Genomic DNA, 20662 nt, shown 5'->3' with positions numbered 1-20662 from the left:
AAGTTTGCAATATTGACATGTTATAATGAGTAGGATTGAAGAAAAAAGAGATGGAGAGAACGCCATGATTGAAATGAAAGATGTAATGAAGAAATATTCGAATGGCACAACAGCGATTCGGAATATTTCAGTAGAGATTGACCAAGGCGAGTTCGTCTATGTGGTTGGTCCCTCAGGTGCAGGGAAATCAACCTTTATTAGATTAATGTATCGTGAAGAAAAAGCAACAAAAGGTAATTTGACAGTTGCAGGTCATGATTTAATGAAAATAAAAAATAAAGAAGTTCCTTATTTACGTCGTGAAATCGGCATCGTTTTCCAAGACTATAAACTATTACCAAAGAAAACTGTGTATGAGAACGTGGCCTATGCGATGCAAGTTATCGGACGACGTCCTCGCGAAATCAAAAAACGCGTGATGGAAGTTTTAGATTTAGTCGGTCTAAAACATAAGGTACGTGTTTTTCCAAGCGAACTTTCTGGTGGGGAACAGCAACGGGTATCCATTGCACGAGCAATTGTAAATACACCGAAAGTTTTAATTGCCGATGAACCAACTGGGAACTTAGATCCAGAGAATTCATGGGAAATCATGAAATTGTTGGACCGGATTAACGCACAAGGAACAACAGTCGTGATGGCAACGCATAATAGTACAATTGTAAATACGATTCGTCACCGTGTTATTGCCATTGAAAATGGTCGCATTATCCGTGACCAAGTGGAAGGAGAATACGGCTACGATGATTAGAACATTCTTTTCTCATTTATTTGAAAGTATCAAAAGTTTAAAACGGAACGGTTGGATGACTGTTGCCTCAGCAAGTGCGGTTACAATTACATTAGTTTTAGTTGGTATTTTTATGGGCGTTATTTTTAATGCAACGAAACTTGCTGATGATGTCGAAAAAAACGTGACAGTGTCAGTTTTTGTCGATATTGGTACAAAACAAAATGAAATGAAAACATTAGAAAAACAACTTAAAGGATTAGACAATGTTGAAGATATTTCTTATTCAAACAAAGATCAACAATTGAAAAAAATCCAAGAACAAATGGGGGATGCCTGGAATCTTTTCGAAGGCGACAGTAACCCATTATACGATGTGTATTATGTCCGTGCAAAAACACCAGAAGACACGAAAGATATTGCGAAACAAGCAGCTAAATTCCCAAGTGTTTTTAAAGCCGATTACGGTGGTGTAAACTCAGACAAAATCTTTAAAATCGCTCAAACTGTTCGAACTTGGGGCTTAGCAGCTGCTGCATTACTTTTATTCGTTGCAGTGTTCTTAATTTCCAATACCATTCGGATTACGATTTTATCTCGTCAAAAAGAAATCCAAATTATGCGTCTTGTAGGAGCGAAAAACAGTTTCATTCGTTGGCCGTTCTTCTTAGAAGGTGCTTGGATTGGGTTGATTGGCGCAATCGTGCCAGTCATTATTATGACGTTAGGCTACCATCAAGTTTATAACATGTTTAACCCGCAGTTATTGCGTTCGAATTATTCATTAATTCGTCCAGAAGATTTTATCTGGAAAGTCAATCTATTAATGATTGCAACAGGAATGATTATTGGATCACTAGGTTCAGTTATTTCAATGCGTCGTTTCTTGAAAATTTAAACGAAAAAAAGCTCTCCATTTTGGAGAGTTTTTTTGTTTTAGTTTTAAAATACTTGTTATTTAATTTAAGAGTTTTCTCAGTTGTACCAACAAATTGATAACTTATAATTTTCAAGTCCTACATATAATGGTAAAATAGAATAGATTGAAATTAATTGGAGGAATAATGAATCGATGAAAAAAAGATTGCTATTATTTATTGGTTTGGCAAGTATACTTACTTTAACAGGATGTGCAAAATGGATTGATCGTGGTGAATCCATCACAGCGGTAGGCTCATCAGCTTTACAACCATTAGTAGAGACAGCGAGTGAGGAATATCAAAGTCAAAATCCAGGAAGATTTATTAATGTCCAAGGTGGCGGAAGCGGAACAGGTTTGAGTCAAGTCCAATCTGGCGCGGTAGACATTGGTAATTCTGATTTATTTGCAGAAGAGAAAAAGGGCATCAAAGCGGAAGACTTAATTGATCATAAAGTTGCTGTCGTTGGGATTACACCAATCGTTAACAAAAATGTCGGTGTCAAAGATATCTCAATGGAAAATTTAAAGAAAATCTTTTTAGGTGAAGTAACAAACTGGAAAGAACTTGGCGGGAAAGACCAAAAAATTGTTATTTTGAATAGAGCGGCCGGTAGTGGTACGCGCGCTACTTTTGAAAAGTGGGTCTTGGGAGATAAAACAGCCATTCGTGCGCAAGAACAAGATTCCAGCGGCATGGTTCGTTCCATTGTTTCTGATACACCAGGAGCGATTAGTTATACCGCATTTTCATATGTTACTGATGAAGTAGCTACGTTAAGCATTGATGGTGTTCAGCCAACAGATGAAAATGTAATGAACAATAAATGGATTATTTGGTCTTATGAACACATGTACACTCGTAAAAATCCAAGTGATTTAACCAAAGAGTTTTTAGATTTTATGTTGTCAGATGATATCCAAGAACGTGTGATTGGTCAATTAGGGTATATTCCTGTTTCGAAAATGGAAATTGAACGGGATTGGCAAGGAAATGTCATTAAATAATTCTCTTAACACAAAATTTACAAACTTAACATAAAATTTACATGTTATTAAAAACAAATTGATGTAAAAAAGGTACACTATTTTTATCTGTAAAAGTTGGATTGTTTGAGGAGGAAATATTCTTGGAAGATGTACAGAAAAAATTATTAACAAAATCGAAAAGAGCCAAGATGGAGCAACGAGGGAAATTTATTAGTTTCCTATGTATTGCCTTAATTGTAGCAGTGGTTGTTTCAATTTTCTATTTTGTTGCAAGTAAAGGACTTGCTACATTCTTTAAAGATAAGATTAATGTGTTTGATTTCTTATTTGGAACAAACTGGAACCCAAGTGATATCGGCGCAGACGGTAAACCCATGGTTGGGGCTTTACCAATGATTGCGGGTTCCTTTATTGTAACGTTTTTGTCAGCGATTGTTGCGACGCCATTTGCGATTGGAGCGGCTGTTTTTATGACAGAAATTTCACCTAAAAAAGGAGCGAAATTTTTACAACCAGTTATTGAATTACTTGTAGGGATTCCCTCTGTTGTTTATGGATTTATTGGTTTATCTGTCATTGTTCCTTTTGTCCGTTCAATCTTTGGCGGAACTGGCTTCGGTATTTTAGCTGGTACGTTTGTGCTATTTGTTATGATTTTACCAACGGTTACTACGATGACCGTAGATGCATTAAAAGCTGTGCCTCGACATTATCGTGAAGCGTCGTTGGCGCTTGGTGCTACGCGTTGGCAAACGATTTATAAAGTTGTCTTGCGGGCAGCTGTGCCTGGTATTTTAACTGCGGTTGTCTTTGGTATGGCTCGTGCGTTTGGTGAAGCCTTAGCAATCCAAATGGTAATCGGAAATGCAGCTGTGATGCCAACTAGTTTGACAACACCAGCTTCGACACTAACAAGTATTTTGACAATGGGGATTGGGAATACAATTATGGGAACAGTTGAAAACAACGTTCTTTGGTCTTTAGCTTTGATTCTATTGTTGATGTCTTTACTATTCAACATTGTTATCCGAATTATCGGTAAGAGAGGAGCCTTAAAATAATGAATGCAAAAAAAGCAGATAAAATCGCAACAGGTATCTTATATGCCGTATCTGGCGTCATTGTTTTAATTTTGGCGGCCTTACTGATTTACATTTTAGCTAGAGGAATTCCTCATATTTCGTGGGAATTTTTAACACAACCATCCAGAGCCTATCAAGTTGGTGGTGGGATTGGTATTCAGCTTTTCAACTCACTATATTTACTATTGATTACAATGATTATTAGTATTCCAATTTCATTGGGTGCTGGAATTTACTTATCGGAATATGCGAAAAAGAATTGGTTAACTGATTTAATTCGTACCTCGATTGAAATTTTAAGTTCATTGCCTTCCGTTGTTGTCGGGCTGTTCGGCTTCTTGATTTTCGTTGTACAAATCGGATATGGCTTTTCAATCTTATCAGGTGCGTTAGCATTAACATTTTTTAACTTACCATTATTGACTAGAAATGTTGAGGAATCTTTGAAAGCCATTCATTATACACAGCGTGAAGCGGGGTTAGCCTTAGGTCTTTCACGTTGGGAAACAGTTAAAAAAGTTATTTTGCCAGAAGCGTTACCAGGAATTTTGACAGGTGTTATTTTGAGTTCTGGTCGGATTTTCGGTGAAGCCGCTGCGCTAATTTATACAGCAGGACAAAGCGCACCTGCCTTAGATTTCAGTAATTGGAATCCATTGAGCGTTTCAAGTCCAATTAGTATTTTCCGTCAAGCGGAAACGTTGGCTGTGCATATTTGGAAAATTAATACCGAAGGAACGATGCCAGATGGCGCTGCGGTCTCAGCAGGTGCCTCCGCTGTGTTAATTTTAGTAGTTTTACTTTTCAATTTCGGCGCTCGTTTTATCGGCAACCGTCTTTATAAGAGAATGACATCAGCTTAATGTTAGGGGAATTAGCATGAAAGAATACAATTTAAATGATACCCATTTACTTCAACTAGATAGCCAAAAAGACCCGATTGCGTTACACACGGAAGACTTACATGTCTTTTACGGGGACAATGAAGCTATCAAAGGTGTTGATTTACAATTTGAAAAGAACAAAATAACCGCCTTAATTGGACCTTCTGGTTGCGGTAAATCCACGTATTTACGTTCGCTAAATCGTATGAACGATGGCATTGCCAATTCACGTGTTACTGGAAAAATCATGTATAAAGATGTCGATGTCAATACGAAAGAAGTTGACGTCTACGAAATGAGAAAACGCATTGGCATGGTTTTTCAGCGGCCCAATCCATTTAGTAAATCTATCTATGAAAATATCACATTCGCATTGAAACAGCATGGTGAAAAGGATAAGAAAAAATTAGATGAAATCGTTGAAACAAGTTTGAAGCAAGCCGCACTTTGGGATCAAGTGAAAGATAACTTAAACAAAAGCGCCTTAGCTCTGTCTGGTGGGCAACAACAACGTTTGTGTATCGCTCGGGCAATTGCGATGAAACCAGATATTTTATTGTTAGATGAACCGGCAAGCGCGTTAGATCCGATTTCAACAGGAACGGTTGAAGAAACGTTAGTGAATTTAAAAGATGATTACACGATCATCATTGTGACACATAACATGCAACAAGCGGCGCGGATTAGTGACTATACAGCTTTCTTCTATATGGGCAAAGTCATTGAATACGACCATACAAGAAAAATCTTTACACGACCAAAAATTCAAGCAACGGAAGACTACGTTTCAGGACATTTTGGTTAGGAGGAGCAAGATGGGCAAAGAAATTATTTCATCAAAAGATTTACATTTATATTACGGGAAAAAAGAAGCATTGAAAGGCATTGATTTAACTTTTAATCAAGGAGAATTAACTGCCATGATTGGTCCTTCTGGTTGCGGGAAGTCAACGTATTTACGTTGCTTGAATCGTATGAATGATTTAATCCCAGACGTAACTATTACTGGAAGTGTTGTCTATAAAGGAAAAGATATTTATGGACCGAAAACAGATAACGTTGAATTACGTAAAGAAATTGGCATGGTTTTCCAACAACCTAATCCATTTCCATTTTCAGTTTATGAAAATGTGATTTATGGCTTGCGCCTAAAAGGAGTCAAAGACAAGCAAGTCTTAGATGAAGCAGTTGAAACCAGTTTGAAAGCTGCTGCCGTTTGGGAGGATGTCAAAGATAAACTTCACAAAAGTGCACTTTCACTTTCTGGTGGACAACAACAGCGGGTTTGTATCGCTCGTGTTTTAGCTGTGGAACCGGATATTATTTTATTAGATGAACCAACTAGCGCCTTGGACCCAGTTTCTAGTGGTAAAATTGAAAACATGCTGTTAACATTAAAAGAGAAATATACCATGATTATGGTGACACATAATATGTCACAAGCATCACGGATCTCTGATAAAACGGCCTTCTTTTTACAAGGTGATTTAATTGAATTTAATGACACGAAAAAAGTATTTTTAAATCCAAAAGAAAAACAAACAGAAGATTACATTTCTGGTAAATTTGGTTAAAAGGGGGAAAAAGAATGTTACGGACACAATTTGAAGAAGAACTATTAAATCTGCACAATCAATTTTATGAAATGGGTATGATGGTTAGTAGTGCCGTCCATAAATCCGTGAAGGCATATATTAATCATGATAAAAAATTGGCTCAAGAAGTGATTGATCGCGATATTGAAATTAATGATATGGAAGTCAAACTTGAGAAAAAGAGTTTTGAAATGATTGCGTTACAACAACCAGTGACAACAGACTTACGTATGATTATTACTGTTATGAAAGCTAGTTCGGATTTAGAAAGAATGGCTGACCATGCCGTTTCAATTGCTAAATCAACGATTCGCTTAAAAGGAGAAACACGTATTCCTGAAATCGAAAAAGAAATTTCAGATATGTCTGATTATGTGAAAAAAATGGTGGATAATGTTTTAATCGCCTATGTTAAAACGGATCAAAAAGATGCACGAATGATTGCACAAATGGATGATCGTACTAATGAATATTTCGATAGTATTTACAAACATGCCGTAGAAGCAATGAAAGCTAATCCAGAAACGGTCATTAGCGGAACTGATTATCTACATGTGGCACAATACTTGGAAAGAATTGGCGACTATGTCACAAATATTTGTGAGTGGATTGTTTACTTGGCAACTGGTAAAATTACCGAATTGAATAGTAATCGTGATGAACAATTTTAAGAAAAACAAATAAAAAAACTAGGAGACGGCCTTTTTTAGACCAATTCCTAGTTTTTTTAGCGTAAAATGAGCTTATTTTATAAAACTAGTCCTTACTAATGAGAAGAAATCGTTCTTAAGTCCTATGACAAATGATCAAAAACAAGGCATAATAATGCATGTAAGGAAAACACTATTGAGTGAAAAATTTGCTAAGGAGGCAATATCCATGAAAGAAAGAGAACGCGTATTAGAATTAGTGAAAAAAGGTATTCTAACGTCAGAAGAAGCGTTAATTTTATTAGAAAATATGGCAACTGAAAAAGATGAAAAACAAATCGAAAAAGCTGCTGAAAAAGTTGATACACAAAATATTGGAACAACAAATAAAGAAGATCAAGTCGCAGATTTAATGGATGCATTAGAAAAAGGCGAATCAGAAGGACCTACTGTTGATTCGTTTGAAGAAAATACACAGGACAGTGCAGAAAAAGATCGTGAAAACTTAGAAAGAATTCTTGATGAGTTAGCAACAAAAGCCAATCGTGCTTCGGCTGAATTGGACGAAGTCAACGCAGAAATTGCCGGCATCAAAGAAGAAATTAAAGAAGTCGCAGAAGAAATTGGAACATTAGATACAAAAGAAGAGTTAGATGCATTAACAGAAGATGAACAAGTTCAACGAAAAGACTTGCACGTTTTACTTGCACAATTAGAAGAAAAATTAACGACTCAAAGTACTGAAAAAACAGCACTGGAAGAAGAACTAAAAAACATTCGTAAAGAACAATGGAAAGGTCAATGGAATGATACAAAAGAAAAAGTTTCTTCTCAATTCTCTGAAGAGTGGAAAGATCAAGCAACAGACACCTTTAACCAAGTCGGCGGCAAAGTTGCCGAAGTTGGCGGCCAAGTGGGAGAATTCTTGAAAAAAACATTTAATTCTTTCAGTGATACCATGAATGATAATGTGGAATGGAAAGACATTAAAATGAAAGTTCCTGGTGTGGCAACAACTAAGTTTGAACATGAATTTAACTATCCAAATCCACAAGCAAGTTTAATTGATGTCAAGGTAGCAAATGGTACCGTGGTTTTCAAAACTTGGGATCAAGAAGATGTGAAAGTCGAAGCAAAAATCAAATTATATGGTAAAATGGCAGGAGATTCACCAATGGAAGCTTTCTTAGAACGAAGTGACATTGATGTGGATGATGAAACGATTTCTTTCCAAGTGCCAAACAAACGGGTGAAAGCAGATTTAACGTTCTATTTACCAAAACGCACTTACGATCATGTATCTGTTAAATTATTAAACGGAAATGTCTTAGTAGAAGAGTTAACAGCGAAAGATGTTTACACAAAATCAACGAATGGGACGATTACGTTTAAAAAAATTGATGCAACTATGTTAGAAATTGAAGGCGTGAATGGTGAAATTAAAGTCCTAGAAGGAACGATTTTAGATAACATTATTGAAACAGTCAATGGTGATGTGTCTATTTCCGCGGCACCAGAAAGTCTAAGTGTTTCTCTGATTAATGGAGATATCCGCATTACAGCTAAAGAAAAAACGCTTCGCCGTGTTGAAGCAAGCTCTGCAAATGGGAATATCAAGTTGGCCTTGCCAAATGACTTAGGCGTTGAAGGGCAAGTGAAAACGAATTTAGGTAGTATTAACAGCCGTTTAACAGATATTGAAGTTGTTCGTGAAAAGAAAGATCGCGGCAATCAACAATTACATTTTAGACGTGTACTGGAAGAATCAATGGCTCAAATTAATGCTTCTACAACAACGGGAAGTATTTTCCTAAAAGATACGGATAAATAATTAACAATTTTAAGCTAGATGGGCTGACGAATCAGCCTTTCTAGTGTAAAATTTAGTAGACGAGGTGAAAACATATGAAAAGAAAACTAACAAAATCTCCGAATAACGTGGTTTTAACAGGAAGCTTAGCTGGGATTGCTGATTGGCTAGGAATTGACCCAACAATTATTCGTGTCGTTTATGTCTTGCTCAGCTTTTTCTCAGCAGGATTTCCAGGCATTCTCTTATACATTGCCTTAGCAGTCTTGATCCCTTCTGGAAGAACAGGAAGCGATCGCGGCTACGGCCATCAAAATCCTTATAATAGAAATGTTCGCAATGAAAATCCTTATGCTGCCAATAAAAAGCAACGTAAAGAAGCGGAAAAAATTGATGATGACGAATGGAGTGACTTTTAATGACATATTTTCAGCGATTGGTTGTTAATACACTGACATTCATTTCTTTATCAGTTGTTTTTCCTGGCATGATTCATGTGAGAGGCATAATGCCTGCAATTATTGCCGCCTTTGTTCTCTCAATCCTAAATATGTTGGTGAAACCAGTCTTAACAATCTTGTCGCTCCCATTTACTTTATTAACGTTTGGTCTATTTAGCTTTGTTGTCAATGCAGCGATTTTACAAATGACCTCGTTTTTTGTGGGGGAAATGAACTTTGGCTTCTCAAGTTTTTGGGCAGCGGTGCTAATGGCTGTAATTATGTCAATTGTCAATACGATCGTTACGGATCACAATTTATCTAAATATGAATAAAAAAGCCTGAAGAACGTAGCATAAAATGCGTTCTTCAGGCTTTTTCGATGGTTAAATTTTCTAGGTGACATTCTGGATGGCGGCTGATATAGCCATATAAAATGTTTAAAAAATCAACTTGTTGCTTCGAATAATGTTCGATTGTTTTCGGTGGTTTTTTGGGCATGATTTTTTTTGCTAGTTCAAGCGATGAATATTTTTGAAACGTTTGTTTAGTTACAACACGTGTTGCTACCACCAAGCCTTGGTAAATTAAATAGTATTTGATTTTTTTCTGACAAGGTAACCACATCAGTTGCCAATCTCGTTGGTTAGCTTGACTAATTCGTTGATTTTGGTTTGCAAAGCGCGTCAGAAAGAGCCAATCTTCTTTGAGTTTTGCCGCTTTTTCGAAGGCTTGTTTTTCAGCAGCTTCTTGCATTTGTTGAGCAATTCGTTTGATTGGTTCTCGTCCTTGATTATGGAAAAAGTCGAACAATTCTTGTTGAAATAGTTCGGTCGGAATGGCACTCTCTTTTTGAAAGGTTTGATGCCAATAGTTGGTTGGGACGAGATCGTAGATACTATCCAAAATTATTTTTAAACGGTTTAATTTTCGGCGAATCGAATAAGGACCAAAACAGTTCTCTTTAGTGGGAATATTTAAGAGTTTAATCTCTAATTGCCGCTCATTAACGGCTACCGATACATAAGAATATTGTTCATAAGCATTCATTTGGCGATTGTAGCGCGGCCGATACTGTTGAATCAGTTGACATTCTAGGAGGAGTGCATCCAATTCTGTGTCAGTATGGAGAACATCGAAGTCTATAATTTGTTTGACTAAACGCATCGTCTTTCGAGAATGTTGATGACTATTAATAAAATAGCTCGACACGCGATTTTTTAATTTTTTGGCTTTACCCACATAAATAATTGTGTCGGTTGCGTCTTTCATTAAATAAACACCCGGTGTTAACGGTAATTGATGGGCTTTTTCCTTTAAATATTCTTTCATAAGTTTCCTCTTTTCTTAAAAGGATCGGCTTCAAGTATACAAAGTTTTCTGAAATAGTCAAGTAACAGAAATAGCATAGGTAATTTCACTGAAAAATAGTTTCATTTTTTTGAAATATGATAATTCTAGGAATTATCTAGTGAATAGCTAGAAACTTGTATTTTTAAATGATAAAATATAACAAGTAGCAGAAAGGACTGACATTCGATATGACAGAAGTGGTAAAGATTTATCAACTGGTAGAAAATCTTTCTTTAGAAGTAGTATACGGAGATGAAGAAAGCTTAAATAGAACAATTAAAACTGGTGAAATTTCCCGGCCAGGTTTAGAATTAACTGGGTATTTTAATTATTATTCCCATGACCGTTTACAATTATTTGGGAGCAAAGAAATTACCTTTGCAGAACGAATGATGCCTGAAGAGCGTTTATTAGTGATGCGCCGTTTATGTGCGAAAGATACTCCAGCCTTTATAGTATCCAGAGGACTAGAAATCCCCGAAGAATTAATTACAGCAGCAAAAGAAAATGGGGTTTCTGTATTACGTTCACCGATTTCAACTTCCCGTTTACTAGGGGAACTATCCAGTTATTTAGATGGCCGTTTAGCTGTTCGGACAAGTGTCCATGGGGTTTTAGTTGATGTTTATGGACTTGGTGTTTTGATTCAAGGAGATAGCGGTATTGGTAAAAGTGAAACAGCTTTAGAGCTTATTAAACGTGGACATCGGCTAATCGCAGACGATCGTGTCGATGTTTATCAGCAAGATGAATTAACCGTGGTTGGAGAGCCACCAAAAATTTTGCAGCATTTAATTGAAATTCGTGGTATCGGGATTATTGACGTCATGAACCTGTTTGGAGCTAGTGCGGTCCGTGGCTTTATGCAAGTTCAACTGGTTGTTTATTTAGAGGCATGGGAAAAAGACAAGAAATATGATCGTCTTGGTAGTGATGATGCAATGGTTGAAATAGCTAACGTTGATGTCCCTCAGATTCGTATTCCTGTTAAGACCGGCCGAAATGTGGCCATTATCATTGAAGTAGCAGCAATGAACTTCCGCGCGAAAACAATGGGCTATGATGCAACAAAAACGTTCGAAGAGCGCTTAACCCGTTTGATTGAAGAAAATTCAGGAGAATAGAAGGAGAAGATGTGATGATGTTAGCTCAAGTAAATTCAATTGCATTTCGCCTTTTCGGTATTCCCGTCTATTGGTATGCAATTATTATTGTTTCAGGGATTGCTTTAGCTGTTTGGCTAAGTAGTCGTGAAGCCGTTCGTGTTGGTTTAAAAGAAGATGATGTCTTTGACTTTATGCTCTGGGGATTACCTGCAGCAATTGTTGGCGCGCGCTTGTATTACGTCGCTTTTCAATGGCAAGATTATGTAGACAATCCGATTGAAATTTTCTTTACTCGAAATGGTGGCTTAGCGATTTATGGTGGTCTTATTGGTGGGGGACTGGCGCTGTTTTTCTTTACGCGTCATCGTTTCATTTCTACATGGACTTTTTTAGATATTGCCGCACCAAGTGTGATTTTAGCGCAAGCAATTGGTCGCTGGGGCAATTTTATGAATCATGAAGCCTATGGGCCAGCGACCACCAGACAATTTTTAGAAAATCTCCATTTACCAACGTTTATCATTGATAACATGAATATCAACGGAACGTATCATCAACCAACATTTTTATATGAATCTGTCTGGAATGTTTTAGGCTTTATCGTTTTAGTGTTATTACGCAAAAAGCCACACTTTTTAAAAGAAGGCGAAGTCTTTTTAGGTTATATAATATGGTATTCTTTCGGCCGTTTCTTCATCGAAGGCTTACGGATGGACAGTTTGTATGCGTTTAGTAACATTCGTGTCTCACAATTGTTGTCTTTAGTGATGTTCGTGGCAGCAATTGTTATTGTGATCGTTCGTAGAAGAAATCCCAATTTGAAATTTTACAATCGGGAGAAACAAAAGAAAAAAATAACAACTTCTTAATCCAACTTGATCGAAGAATATGGTAAACTAAAGAAGTAACGTTGTTTAGCGAAAGGAGAGTTTCACCGATGAAACAAAAAGTCGCTGTTTTAGGTCCAGGTTCCTGGGGGACAGCTTTAGCTCAAGTATTAGCCGAAAATGGACACGAGGTCTGTATTTGGGGAAATAAACCAGAGCAAATCGATGAAATAAATACAAAACATACCAACAAACATTATTTACCAGAATTAATCTTACCTACTTCAATTCAGGCAACCACTGATTTAGCCACTGCTTTAGTAGATGTGGATGCGGTACTGTTTGTGGTACCAACTAAAGCCATTCGTTCAGTAGCACAAGAAGTGGCCCAACATTTAAAAACAAAACCAATTATTATTCATGCAAGTAAAGGGCTCGAACAAGGTACACATAAGCGAATTTCAGAAGTGATAGCGGAAGAGATTCCAGCAGAAAAACGGCAAGGGATTGTGGTTTTATCTGGTCCAAGCCATGCAGAAGAAGTCGCTGTTCATGATATTACAACCATTACAGCAGCAAGCGAAAATTTAGCAGACGCTGTGTATGTGCAAGAGTTGTTTATGAATGATTACTTTAGAATTTATACGAATGATGATGTGATTGGTGTAGAAACAGGGGCGGCCTTAAAAAATATTATTGCTTTGGGCGCTGGAGCGATTCATGGCTTAGGCTTTGGTGATAACGCCAAAGCGGCAATTATGACTCGTGGTTTAGCAGAAATTAGTCGTTTAGGGGTTGCGATGGGAGCAAACCCATTAACATTTATTGGTTTAAGTGGTGTTGGGGATTTAATTGTTACTTGTACAAGTGTCCATTCTCGAAATTGGCGTGCGGGTAATTTATTAGGAAAAGGCCATAAGTTAGATGAAGTCTTAGAAAACATGGGCATGATTGTGGAAGGTGTTTCAACAACTAAAGCAGCCTATGAATTGGCACAACAACTAGAAGTCGAAATGCCAATCACAGAAACAATCTACAATGTCTTGTACAATGACGAAGATGTACAACAAGCAGCAAAAGAAATCATGTTGCGCGATGGCAAAACCGAAAACGAATTTACACTTGATTTTTAGGAGGAAAAAAGATGAAAGTTAAAAAGGCAGTTATTCCAGCAGCTGGGTTAGGAACACGTTTCTTGCCGGCTACCAAAGCGATGGCAAAAGAAATGTTACCGATTGTTGATAAACCAACGATTCAATTTATTGTAGAAGAAGCACTAGCTTCAGGAATCGAAGATATTTTAATTGTGACAGGCAAAGCCAAACGTCCGATTGAAGATCATTTCGATTCAAATGTTGAACTAGAAAATAATTTAAAAGAAAAAAATAAAACCGATTTATTGAAATTAGTCGAAGAAACAACGGATGTTAATTTACATTTTATTCGTCAATCCCACCCGAAAGGCTTAGGTCACGCTGTTTTACAAGCGAAAGCATTTGTTGGCAATGAACCTTTTGTCGTGATGTTAGGCGACGATTTAATGGAAGATAAAGTGCCATTAACGAAACAATTAATGGATGATTACGAAGAAACACATGCTTCGACGATTGCGGTAATGAAAGTACCCCATGAAGATACTTCAAAATATGGTATTATCAATCCAGAAAAAGAAATCGAAAAAGGACTATACAATGTCGAGAACTTTGTTGAAAAACCAAAACCCGAGGAAGCACCAAGTGATTTAGCGATTATCGGCCGTTATTTATTAACCCCTGAAATTTTTGATGTACTTGAAAATCAAAAACCAGGCGCTGGTAACGAAATTCAGTTAACAGATGCGATTGACACTTTAAATAAAACACAACGCGTTTTTGCTCGTGAGTTTAAAGGAGAACGTTACGACGTTGGCGATAAATTTGGGTTTATGAAAACAAGCATTGAATATGGTTTGACTCATCCAGAAGTAAAAGATAATTTACGAGAATACATTATTAATTTAGGTGCTCAATTAGCGAAAAAAGAGCAACCAAAAGAAAAATAAATAAAAATAAGCGTAAAATTTCAATTCGTTAGAAGGAAATTTTACGCTTATTTTCTTAAAGAAAAGGGCATGAGAATTTTATAAAATAAATTGTCATTCTTAGCTTTATGAGTTGTGAAAAATATAAGTTGGTGTTATCCTAAGATTATAAATAAAATTTCAGAGGGGAGTAATGATATGTCAGGTGGGGAAATTGCTGCCTTAATTGCAGCGGTAGCATTTGTTGTTTTAGTCATCTTTTTAGTACTTGTGTTATATAAAGTTTCTCAAGTTGTTTCAAAAATTGAAGATACAATTGATGAAACAAATACAACAATCAAAGTCGTGACTAGCGATGTGAATGTATTGAGTCGCCAAGTGGAAGGCTTGCTTGTTAAAAGTAATGAACTATTGACAGATGTGAATCAAAAAGTGGCAACGATTGATCCGTTGTTTACGGCCGTTGCTGATTTAAGCGAAAGTGTCTCTGAATTGAACACCTCAAGTAAACATTTGATTACGAAGGTAGGAACCGTAGGGAAAGGCACAGCGAAAGCTGGTTTAGTGAGTAAAGTAGGCGGTTCTGCTTTTAGAGCAATGCGTTCAAAAAATAAAAAAACAAATAACTAATTGGAGGAGATTTTTATGGCTAAAAAAGGCGGATTTTTCTTAGGAGCAGTAATTGGTGGAACAGCAGCAGCCGTTGCCGCATTATTACTTGCACCAAAATCAGGTAAAGAATTACGTGATGATTTATCAAATCAAACAGATGATTTAAAAAACAAAGCGCAAGATTACACAGATTATGCTGTTCAAAAAGGAACAGAATTAACAGAAATCGCAAAACAAAAAGCCGGCGTTTTATCAGATCAAGCCTCTGATTTGGCAGGTTCTGTCAAAGAAAAAACAAAAGATTCATTGGATAAAGCACAAGGTGTTTCTGGCGACATGCTTGATAACTTTAAAAAACAAACAGGTGATTTATCTGATCAATTTAAAAAAGCAGCTGACGATGCTCAAGATCACGCAGAAGATTTAGGTGAAATTGCCGAAGATGCAGCAGAAGATATCTATATTGACGTTAAAGATTCTGCGGCAGCGGCCAAAGAAACTGTTTCTGCTGGTGTCGATGAAGCAAAAGAAACCACCAAAGATGTTCCTGAAAAAGCTGCAGAAGCAAAAGAAGATGTTAAAGATGCAGCGAAAGACGTGAAAAAAGAATTTAAAGGGTAATAAGCGTTTAGCTCATGAAAGCTAGCAACATATCGCGCTGCTTTTGTTCAGCGGCTTACCTTAAAATTTAGAAATGAGGCCATCAGTCCGGTTGACTGATGGCCTCATTTTATTTTTATGCTATTGGATAATTTGCAATTCTTTGGTTGTCTTAGTGAATGGTTCGGAGCCTGTTTTCGTTACGTGTAAACAATCTTCAATACGAACGCCTACTTTTCCAGGAATGTAAATACCGGGCTCAATAGAGAAACACATACCTTCTTCAATAACTAAATCATTGCCATGAACCAGCGATGGGTATTCATGGACAGTGGTTCCAATGCCATGGCCTAAGCGATGGTTAAAATATTCACCATAACCAGCTTTTGTAATTACACCTCGGGCAATATCATCTAATTCGCCTGCTGTAACACCAGGTTTCACCGCTTCAGTTGCTGCTAATTGTGCTTCTAAAACAATTCCATAAATTTCTTTTTGGAAATCAGAAGGTTCCAAGTAGCCGACTGTTCGTGTGGCATCACTACAATAGCCATTATGAACGACACCTAAATCAAATAACACTAAGTCATGGGGCTCAATTTTTGTTTCGCCAGGTACCCCGTGAGGACTAGCTCCGTTTTTTCCTGTTAAGACTAACGTATCAAAACTCATTGAGCGAATACCTTGACGTTTTAATTGATACTCGATTTCTGCAACAATTTCTTGTTCCGCAACGCCTGCTTGAATTGCTTTGAAGCCAATCTCAAAAGCGACATCCGCCCAACTACCAGCTTCTAGTAAACGTTGAATTTCAGGTTCTGTTTTAATTAATTGAAGTTTTTCAATTAAAGGCGTAACATCATGCGAAAAATCGCTAGCTGGGAAATAGGTTTTCAATTGATCGAAACGAGCTAAAGAAAGAGCTTGTTTTTCTAAAGCAAAGCGTGGTGTGCCTTGTGTTCGTTTATTTAATAAAGCCGCAATTTTTTCCCAAGGATTTTCGCTATCTAAATAACCATAAACGGGATAAGTCCAACTACTATTTTCGGCATCTTCGACTTCTAATGCAGGTGTAAATAAAAATGATTGGTCGTCCGCAGCGATAAACAAAGCTAACACGCGTTCATGAGGTTCGCTTTCGTAACCAGAAAAGTAAGCGATATGACCAGGATCACTAATATAAGTGAAGTCAATCTTTTCTTGGTGCATCCAATTTTTTAAATCGGCAATTTTTTCTTGATTCATAAAACATCCTTCTTTCTTTTATTCTGAAGTGAATCACAGTACTATCATAACATGAAATGACAAAAAGTTCCTTTTGAAATGGAAAGTAAATTTTCATGAAAAAACGATAAAACGGTTGCAAAAATAGAAGAATTTTGATATTCTAGGCTAGGAAAGAAATGTAAACAGTGTTTTCAGAAAATGAGAACAAATTCATATTTATAGGAGAAGAAACATGGAAAAACAAACAATTACAATTTATGATGTTGCTAGAGAGGCAAATGTATCTATGGCTACTGTTTCTCGTGTTGTCAATGGTAATCCCAATGTAAAACCAGCAACGCGTAAAAAAGTCTTAGAAGTGATTGATCGCTTAGATTACCGTCCTAACGCAGTCGCACGTGGTTTAGCAAGTAAAAAAACGACAACAGTGGGTGTTATTATTCCAGATGTTAGTAATGCATTTTTTGCTTCATTAGCACGTGGCATTGACGATGTGGCTACAATGTATAAATATAATATCATTTTAGCTAATTCAGATGGAGACGATCAAAAAGAAGTTACTGTATTGAACAATTTACTTGCCAAGCAAGTAGATGGGATTATCTTTATGGGTCATCGCATTACAGATGATATTCGTGGTGAATTTTCACGTTCAAAAACACCTGTTGTCTTAGCAGGTTCAATTGATCCAGATGAACAAGTTGGTAGCGTAAATATTGATTACACAGAAGCAACGAAAGATGCAACAGCGACTTTAGCGAAAAATGGGAACAAAAAAATTGCTTTTGTTAGTGGTGCATTAATCGATCCAATTAATGGTCAAAACCGAATGAAAGGCTACAAAGAAGCCTTAGCGGAAAATGGCTTGTCTTATAATGAAGGCTTAGTTTTTGAATCTGAATATAAATTTAAAGCAGGCATTAATTTGGCTGAGCGTGTCCGTAATAGTGGGGCAACTGCTGCCTTTGTTACAGATGATGAGCTAGCAATTGGTTTATTAGATGGGATGCTAGATGCTGGTGTGAAAGTTCCAGAAGAATTTGAAATCATTACAAGCAATAACTCGTTGCTTACAGAAGTCTCTCGTCCACGTCTATCAAGTATTACACAACCTTTATATGATATCGGTGCCGTGTCAATGCGCTTATTAACAAAACTAATGAACAAAGAAGAAATTGAAGAAAAAACAGTTGTTTTACCTTATGGAATTGATCAAAAAGGTTCAACAAAATAAATTGAATTAAACGGCTAAACTAAGAGCGTTAACTCTTAGTTTAGCCGTTTTTTGATACCTAAAAATGAGCCAGAAAACGTATTTTTCTGGCTCATTTTAGCGAGTTAATTATTGTTCTTTTTATTATCGTTGTTTTTATTGTTGTTATTATTTGTAGTGGCACGTGGAGCAAGAGTTCCCCAGTAAGAAGCGTAATTGCTGTCTGTTCCACCGATCCCAAATTTATAGGTACTTTGTGGTGCACCATCTTTGGCATAGTATGAAGTCGTTGTTTTGCCAGGTGTGTTGAACTTGGCACCATTATAGGTAATTGAGCCAGGTTTTTCACCAGTAAATTCAGAAACTTTTGATTTAATAACGCTTGGATCTAATTCAAATTTTTGACCAATGCCAAACAATTCTGGATTCGCATAGTACAGCGCGTTGGCTAAGTTCGCCATATAATTCCCGTTATTGTCGCCGCTGGTCGTCGTCATTGGCGCTGGTAGATCATGTCCTGACCAAGAACTTAGTGTCACAGTCGGGGTAGAGACAATCAGCCATGAATCTTTATAGTCATTAGTTGTCCCAGTTTTTCCGACCCAATCAGCACTGGCTAAATGAGGATTCAAGCCAGCTAATGTTGGTTTGAATTTTGTCGTATTCGCAGAATCCACCACTGAGCGCAACAAGTCATTCATAATAGAAGCGGTCGCCGGTGAATAAACTTGCGTTCCTTCATCTTTGTGTTCGTAGACCACATGTCCGCTATTGTCTGTGATTTTTTCAATCATGTAGGCTTTTTGATATTTACCTTTGTTAGCAAGCGCTTGGAAGCCGTTTGTTTGTGTTACAACATTTGTTTCTACTGAACCCAATGGCGCAGATTCGTAAGCCCAAGCATCTGAAGCTGGATAGTTCATTTTACTTAAGTAGTGATTGTAAGAGAAATTATCATCACCCATTTTTTTCCTTAGCTCATTATTAACATGAACGACAGGGATATTGAAAGACCAATTCAAGGCATTTCGAACAGTCACGAATTGATTTAAATCCACATTTGTGGAATTAACAAATTCTGTACCATCAGCATAAGTCGTTGGGTAGTTGGCCAGACGACTTTCAGAACCAATGAGTCCTTGATCAATCGCAGGGCCATAGACAGAAATTGGTTTAATCGTAGAACCAACTTGACGATCGGCATTAAATGCATGGTTGTTTTGATTAATATCGAAGTTTCTGCCGCCGATAAAACCGAGGATACGACCAGTAGCGTTATCCATTAAAATATTGCCAGTTTCAATCATTGTATTCCCATTGACATCTGCAGTGCCATCATCAAGCAAATAACCATAATTTGCGACAGCGGTTTGCATCGTGTTGTAAATATTCTGATCAATGGTCGATTGGATTGTATAGCCTTGCGACTGGATTTCGCGACGTGCTTGTTCTTTATATTGATTTAAACCAACTTGATCTAAATCATCACGATTAACTTTAGCTTTCTTCATATCTAAATCCATGACAATCTCAACTGCTTTATCTAACACCGTGTAGTATAGATAGCCTTCTGTATTGACATTGGCCTGCTCAGTTGGTAAAAAGTCTTTTTTCAAGTCGTAAGCTTTGGCTTCTTCATATTCCTTTTGCGAAATAGCTTTTTCTCGGTACATACTGAAAAGAACAAAATCTTTTCTCTTCATTCCTAAAGACAAATCGTCTTTCAAGGCACCAGTGTTAGTATAGGGCGTGTAAACAATGGGACTTTGGGGAAGTCCTGCGATAAAGGCCGCTTGAGGAAGATTCAAGTCCTTGGCACTTTTACCAAAGAGTCCTTTGGCTGCTTCTTCCACGCCTGCAATATTTTCACCTTTGTTATTACGACCAAAAGGGGAGACATTTAGATAAGTTGTCACGATTTCGTCCTTAGAAAAGTATTTTTCAATACGTAAAGCTAATAAAATTTCGTTGGCTTTCCGTTTAAAAGTCGTTTCGTCAGTTAAAATCTGTTGTTTTACCAATTGCTGAGTCAATGTTGAACCACCAGAAGAACCGCCGATACCTGTCGCATCAGAAATCAACGCTCGAACTAGCGCTTTTGGTACTACCCCATGATGTTCTTCAAAATATTCATCTTCTGTTGAAATAATGGCTTTTTTTAGCAATGGAGACATTTGATCGCCATTAATTCGTGTCCGAATTAAATCTGATTTGATGTTAGCAATCGGGGTACCGTCTGCGTAAGTCATTTTTGACACTTCGGTAATATCACTGATTTCTTTTTGCAATTCTTCCTTCGTTGGGGGCTGTGTATCTTCAACTAGAAAAGCAAAATAGCCCATTCCGATACCTAAGCCAAGAGAGCCACCTAAGACAATCAGAATAACCCCAAAAACCACTAATGACTGAAAAACGCGAATAATGACATTTAAAATAAGTAAAAAGACATTGCCGCCAGAAGAGGTCGTTGGTTTTTGCTTATTGTTACTTGAATTATTTTTCAAAAGCTTCACCTCAATAAAATGATACATTCTGTGTTATTATAGCAAAAAAAAGCTTCTATGAATAGTTTCTACACCAATTGCCATTTTTTGTTGAAAAAAC

21 protein-coding genes are annotated in these 20662 nt (G+C 37.0%); 18 read left to right on the top strand and 3 right to left on the bottom strand.

All coding sequences use genetic code 11. From position 1 onward, the window contains the following. Positions 1-64 precede the first annotated feature (64 nt). The 11 genes from ftsE (at position 65) to IGL86_RS07050 (ending at position 9435) form a co-directional block, all read left to right on the top strand. On the top strand, positions 65-751 hold the full coding sequence (gene ftsE, locus IGL86_RS07100) for a cell division ATP-binding protein FtsE (RefSeq protein ID WP_002361935.1): 687 nt from the start codon (positions 65-67) through the stop codon (positions 749-751). Next, entirely contained in the window at positions 744-1628 is an 885-nt protein-coding gene (gene ftsX, locus IGL86_RS07095; protein ID WP_002360154.1) for a permease-like cell division protein FtsX, read from the top strand. The genes ftsE and ftsX overlap by 8 nt, the downstream gene beginning before the upstream one ends. 174 nt (positions 1629-1802) lie before the next feature. Then, on the top strand, positions 1803-2657 hold the full coding sequence (locus IGL86_RS07090) for a phosphate ABC transporter substrate-binding protein PstS (protein WP_002357298.1): 855 nt from the start codon (positions 1803-1805) through the stop codon (positions 2655-2657). A gap of 122 nt (positions 2658-2779) precedes the next feature. After that, positions 2780-3700 (top strand): phosphate ABC transporter permease subunit PstC, encoded by a 921-nt coding sequence (pstC, locus tag IGL86_RS07085; protein ID WP_002357299.1) that lies wholly within the window; start codon positions 2780-2782, stop codon positions 3698-3700. Beyond that, positions 3700-4584, top strand: a complete 885-nt coding sequence (pstA, locus tag IGL86_RS07080) for a phosphate ABC transporter permease PstA (RefSeq protein WP_002357300.1) — start codon at positions 3700-3702, stop codon at positions 4582-4584. The genes pstC and pstA overlap by 1 nt, the downstream gene beginning before the upstream one ends. Before the next feature lie 16 nt (positions 4585-4600). After that, positions 4601-5410 (top strand): phosphate ABC transporter ATP-binding protein PstB, encoded by an 810-nt coding sequence (gene pstB, locus IGL86_RS07075; protein WP_002357302.1) that lies wholly within the window; start codon positions 4601-4603, stop codon positions 5408-5410. Positions 5411-5420: 10 nt separating this feature from the next. After that, positions 5421-6179: a phosphate ABC transporter ATP-binding protein PstB gene (gene pstB, locus IGL86_RS07070; protein ID WP_002357303.1), complete on the top strand. Its 759-nt coding sequence runs from the start codon at positions 5421-5423 to the stop codon at positions 6177-6179. Between the two features lie 14 nt (positions 6180-6193). After that, positions 6194-6871, top strand: a complete 678-nt coding sequence (gene phoU / locus IGL86_RS07065; RefSeq protein WP_002357304.1) for a phosphate signaling complex protein PhoU — start codon at positions 6194-6196, stop codon at positions 6869-6871. 208 nt (positions 6872-7079) lie between these two features. Further along, a complete protein-coding gene (gene liaX, locus IGL86_RS07060) occupies positions 7080-8681 on the top strand; it encodes a daptomycin-sensing surface protein LiaX (protein WP_033625753.1) in 1602 nt (533 codons plus the stop codon). Between the two features lie 74 nt (positions 8682-8755). Continuing rightward, on the top strand, positions 8756-9079 hold the full coding sequence (locus IGL86_RS07055) for a PspC domain-containing protein (RefSeq protein ID WP_002357306.1): 324 nt from the start codon (positions 8756-8758) through the stop codon (positions 9077-9079). Then, positions 9079-9435: a phage holin family protein gene (locus IGL86_RS07050; protein WP_002357307.1), complete on the top strand. Its 357-nt coding sequence runs from the start codon at positions 9079-9081 to the stop codon at positions 9433-9435. The genes IGL86_RS07055 and IGL86_RS07050 overlap by 1 nt, the downstream gene beginning before the upstream one ends. Before the next feature lie 34 nt (positions 9436-9469). Here IGL86_RS07050 and IGL86_RS07045 read toward each other — a convergent pair whose 3' ends face one another. Further along, the gene (locus IGL86_RS07045; protein WP_002374708.1) at positions 9470-10432 is read right to left on the bottom strand and encodes a GIY-YIG nuclease family protein; all 963 of its coding nucleotides are present in this window, start codon (positions 10430-10432) and stop codon (positions 9470-9472) included. 209 nt (positions 10433-10641) lie between these two features. Between IGL86_RS07045 and hprK the strand changes: the two genes are divergently transcribed. From hprK to IGL86_RS07015, 6 genes are all read left to right on the top strand, one after another. Then, positions 10642-11577 carry an HPr(Ser) kinase/phosphatase gene (gene hprK / locus IGL86_RS07040; RefSeq protein ID WP_002357309.1) on the top strand — a complete coding sequence of 312 codons (936 nt, stop codon included), beginning with the start codon at positions 10642-10644 and terminating at the stop codon, positions 11575-11577. Positions 11578-11594: 17 nt separating this feature from the next. Beyond that, entirely contained in the window at positions 11595-12428 is an 834-nt protein-coding gene (lgt, locus tag IGL86_RS07035) for a prolipoprotein diacylglyceryl transferase (protein ID WP_002381830.1), read from the top strand. A 68-nt stretch (positions 12429-12496) separates the two neighbouring features. Further along, entirely contained in the window at positions 12497-13519 is a 1023-nt protein-coding gene (locus IGL86_RS07030; protein ID WP_002357312.1) for an NAD(P)H-dependent glycerol-3-phosphate dehydrogenase, read from the top strand. A gap of 11 nt (positions 13520-13530) precedes the next feature. Further along, positions 13531-14427, top strand: coding sequence for a UTP--glucose-1-phosphate uridylyltransferase GalU (galU, locus tag IGL86_RS07025; protein ID WP_002360159.1), 897 nt, complete (start codon positions 13531-13533; stop codon positions 14425-14427). A gap of 177 nt (positions 14428-14604) precedes the next feature. Further along, positions 14605-15036, top strand: a complete 432-nt coding sequence (locus tag IGL86_RS07020) for a DUF948 domain-containing protein (protein WP_002357316.1) — start codon at positions 14605-14607, stop codon at positions 15034-15036. A 15-nt stretch (positions 15037-15051) separates the two neighbouring features. After that, positions 15052-15639 (top strand): YtxH domain-containing protein, encoded by a 588-nt coding sequence (locus IGL86_RS07015; RefSeq protein WP_002381831.1) that lies wholly within the window; start codon positions 15052-15054, stop codon positions 15637-15639. Between the two features lie 120 nt (positions 15640-15759). Here the strand turns inward: IGL86_RS07015 and IGL86_RS07010 are convergent, their stop codons facing one another. Beyond that, entirely contained in the window at positions 15760-16863 is a 1104-nt protein-coding gene (locus IGL86_RS07010) for an aminopeptidase P family protein (RefSeq protein ID WP_033625749.1), read from the bottom strand. A 214-nt stretch (positions 16864-17077) separates the two neighbouring features. Here IGL86_RS07010 and ccpA point away from each other — a divergent pair, with 214 nt between their 5' ends. Next, positions 17078-18079 carry a catabolite control protein A gene (gene ccpA, locus IGL86_RS07005; RefSeq protein WP_002357319.1) on the top strand — a complete coding sequence of 334 codons (1002 nt, stop codon included), beginning with the start codon at positions 17078-17080 and terminating at the stop codon, positions 18077-18079. A 104-nt stretch (positions 18080-18183) separates the two neighbouring features. Here the strand turns inward: ccpA and IGL86_RS07000 are convergent, their stop codons facing one another. Continuing rightward, on the bottom strand, positions 18184-20589 hold the full coding sequence (locus IGL86_RS07000) for a transglycosylase domain-containing protein (RefSeq protein ID WP_033625747.1): 2406 nt from the start codon (positions 20587-20589) through the stop codon (positions 18184-18186). Positions 20590-20662 lie beyond the last annotated feature (73 nt).

It is taken from the genome of Enterococcus sp. DIV0774 (assembly GCF_050539095.1).
GTDB lineage: Bacteria > Bacillota > Bacilli > Lactobacillales > Enterococcaceae > Enterococcus > Enterococcus faecalis.
The sequence above is the reverse complement of the archived record's forward strand: the minus strand, read 5'-3'. Positions and strand labels throughout refer to the sequence as shown.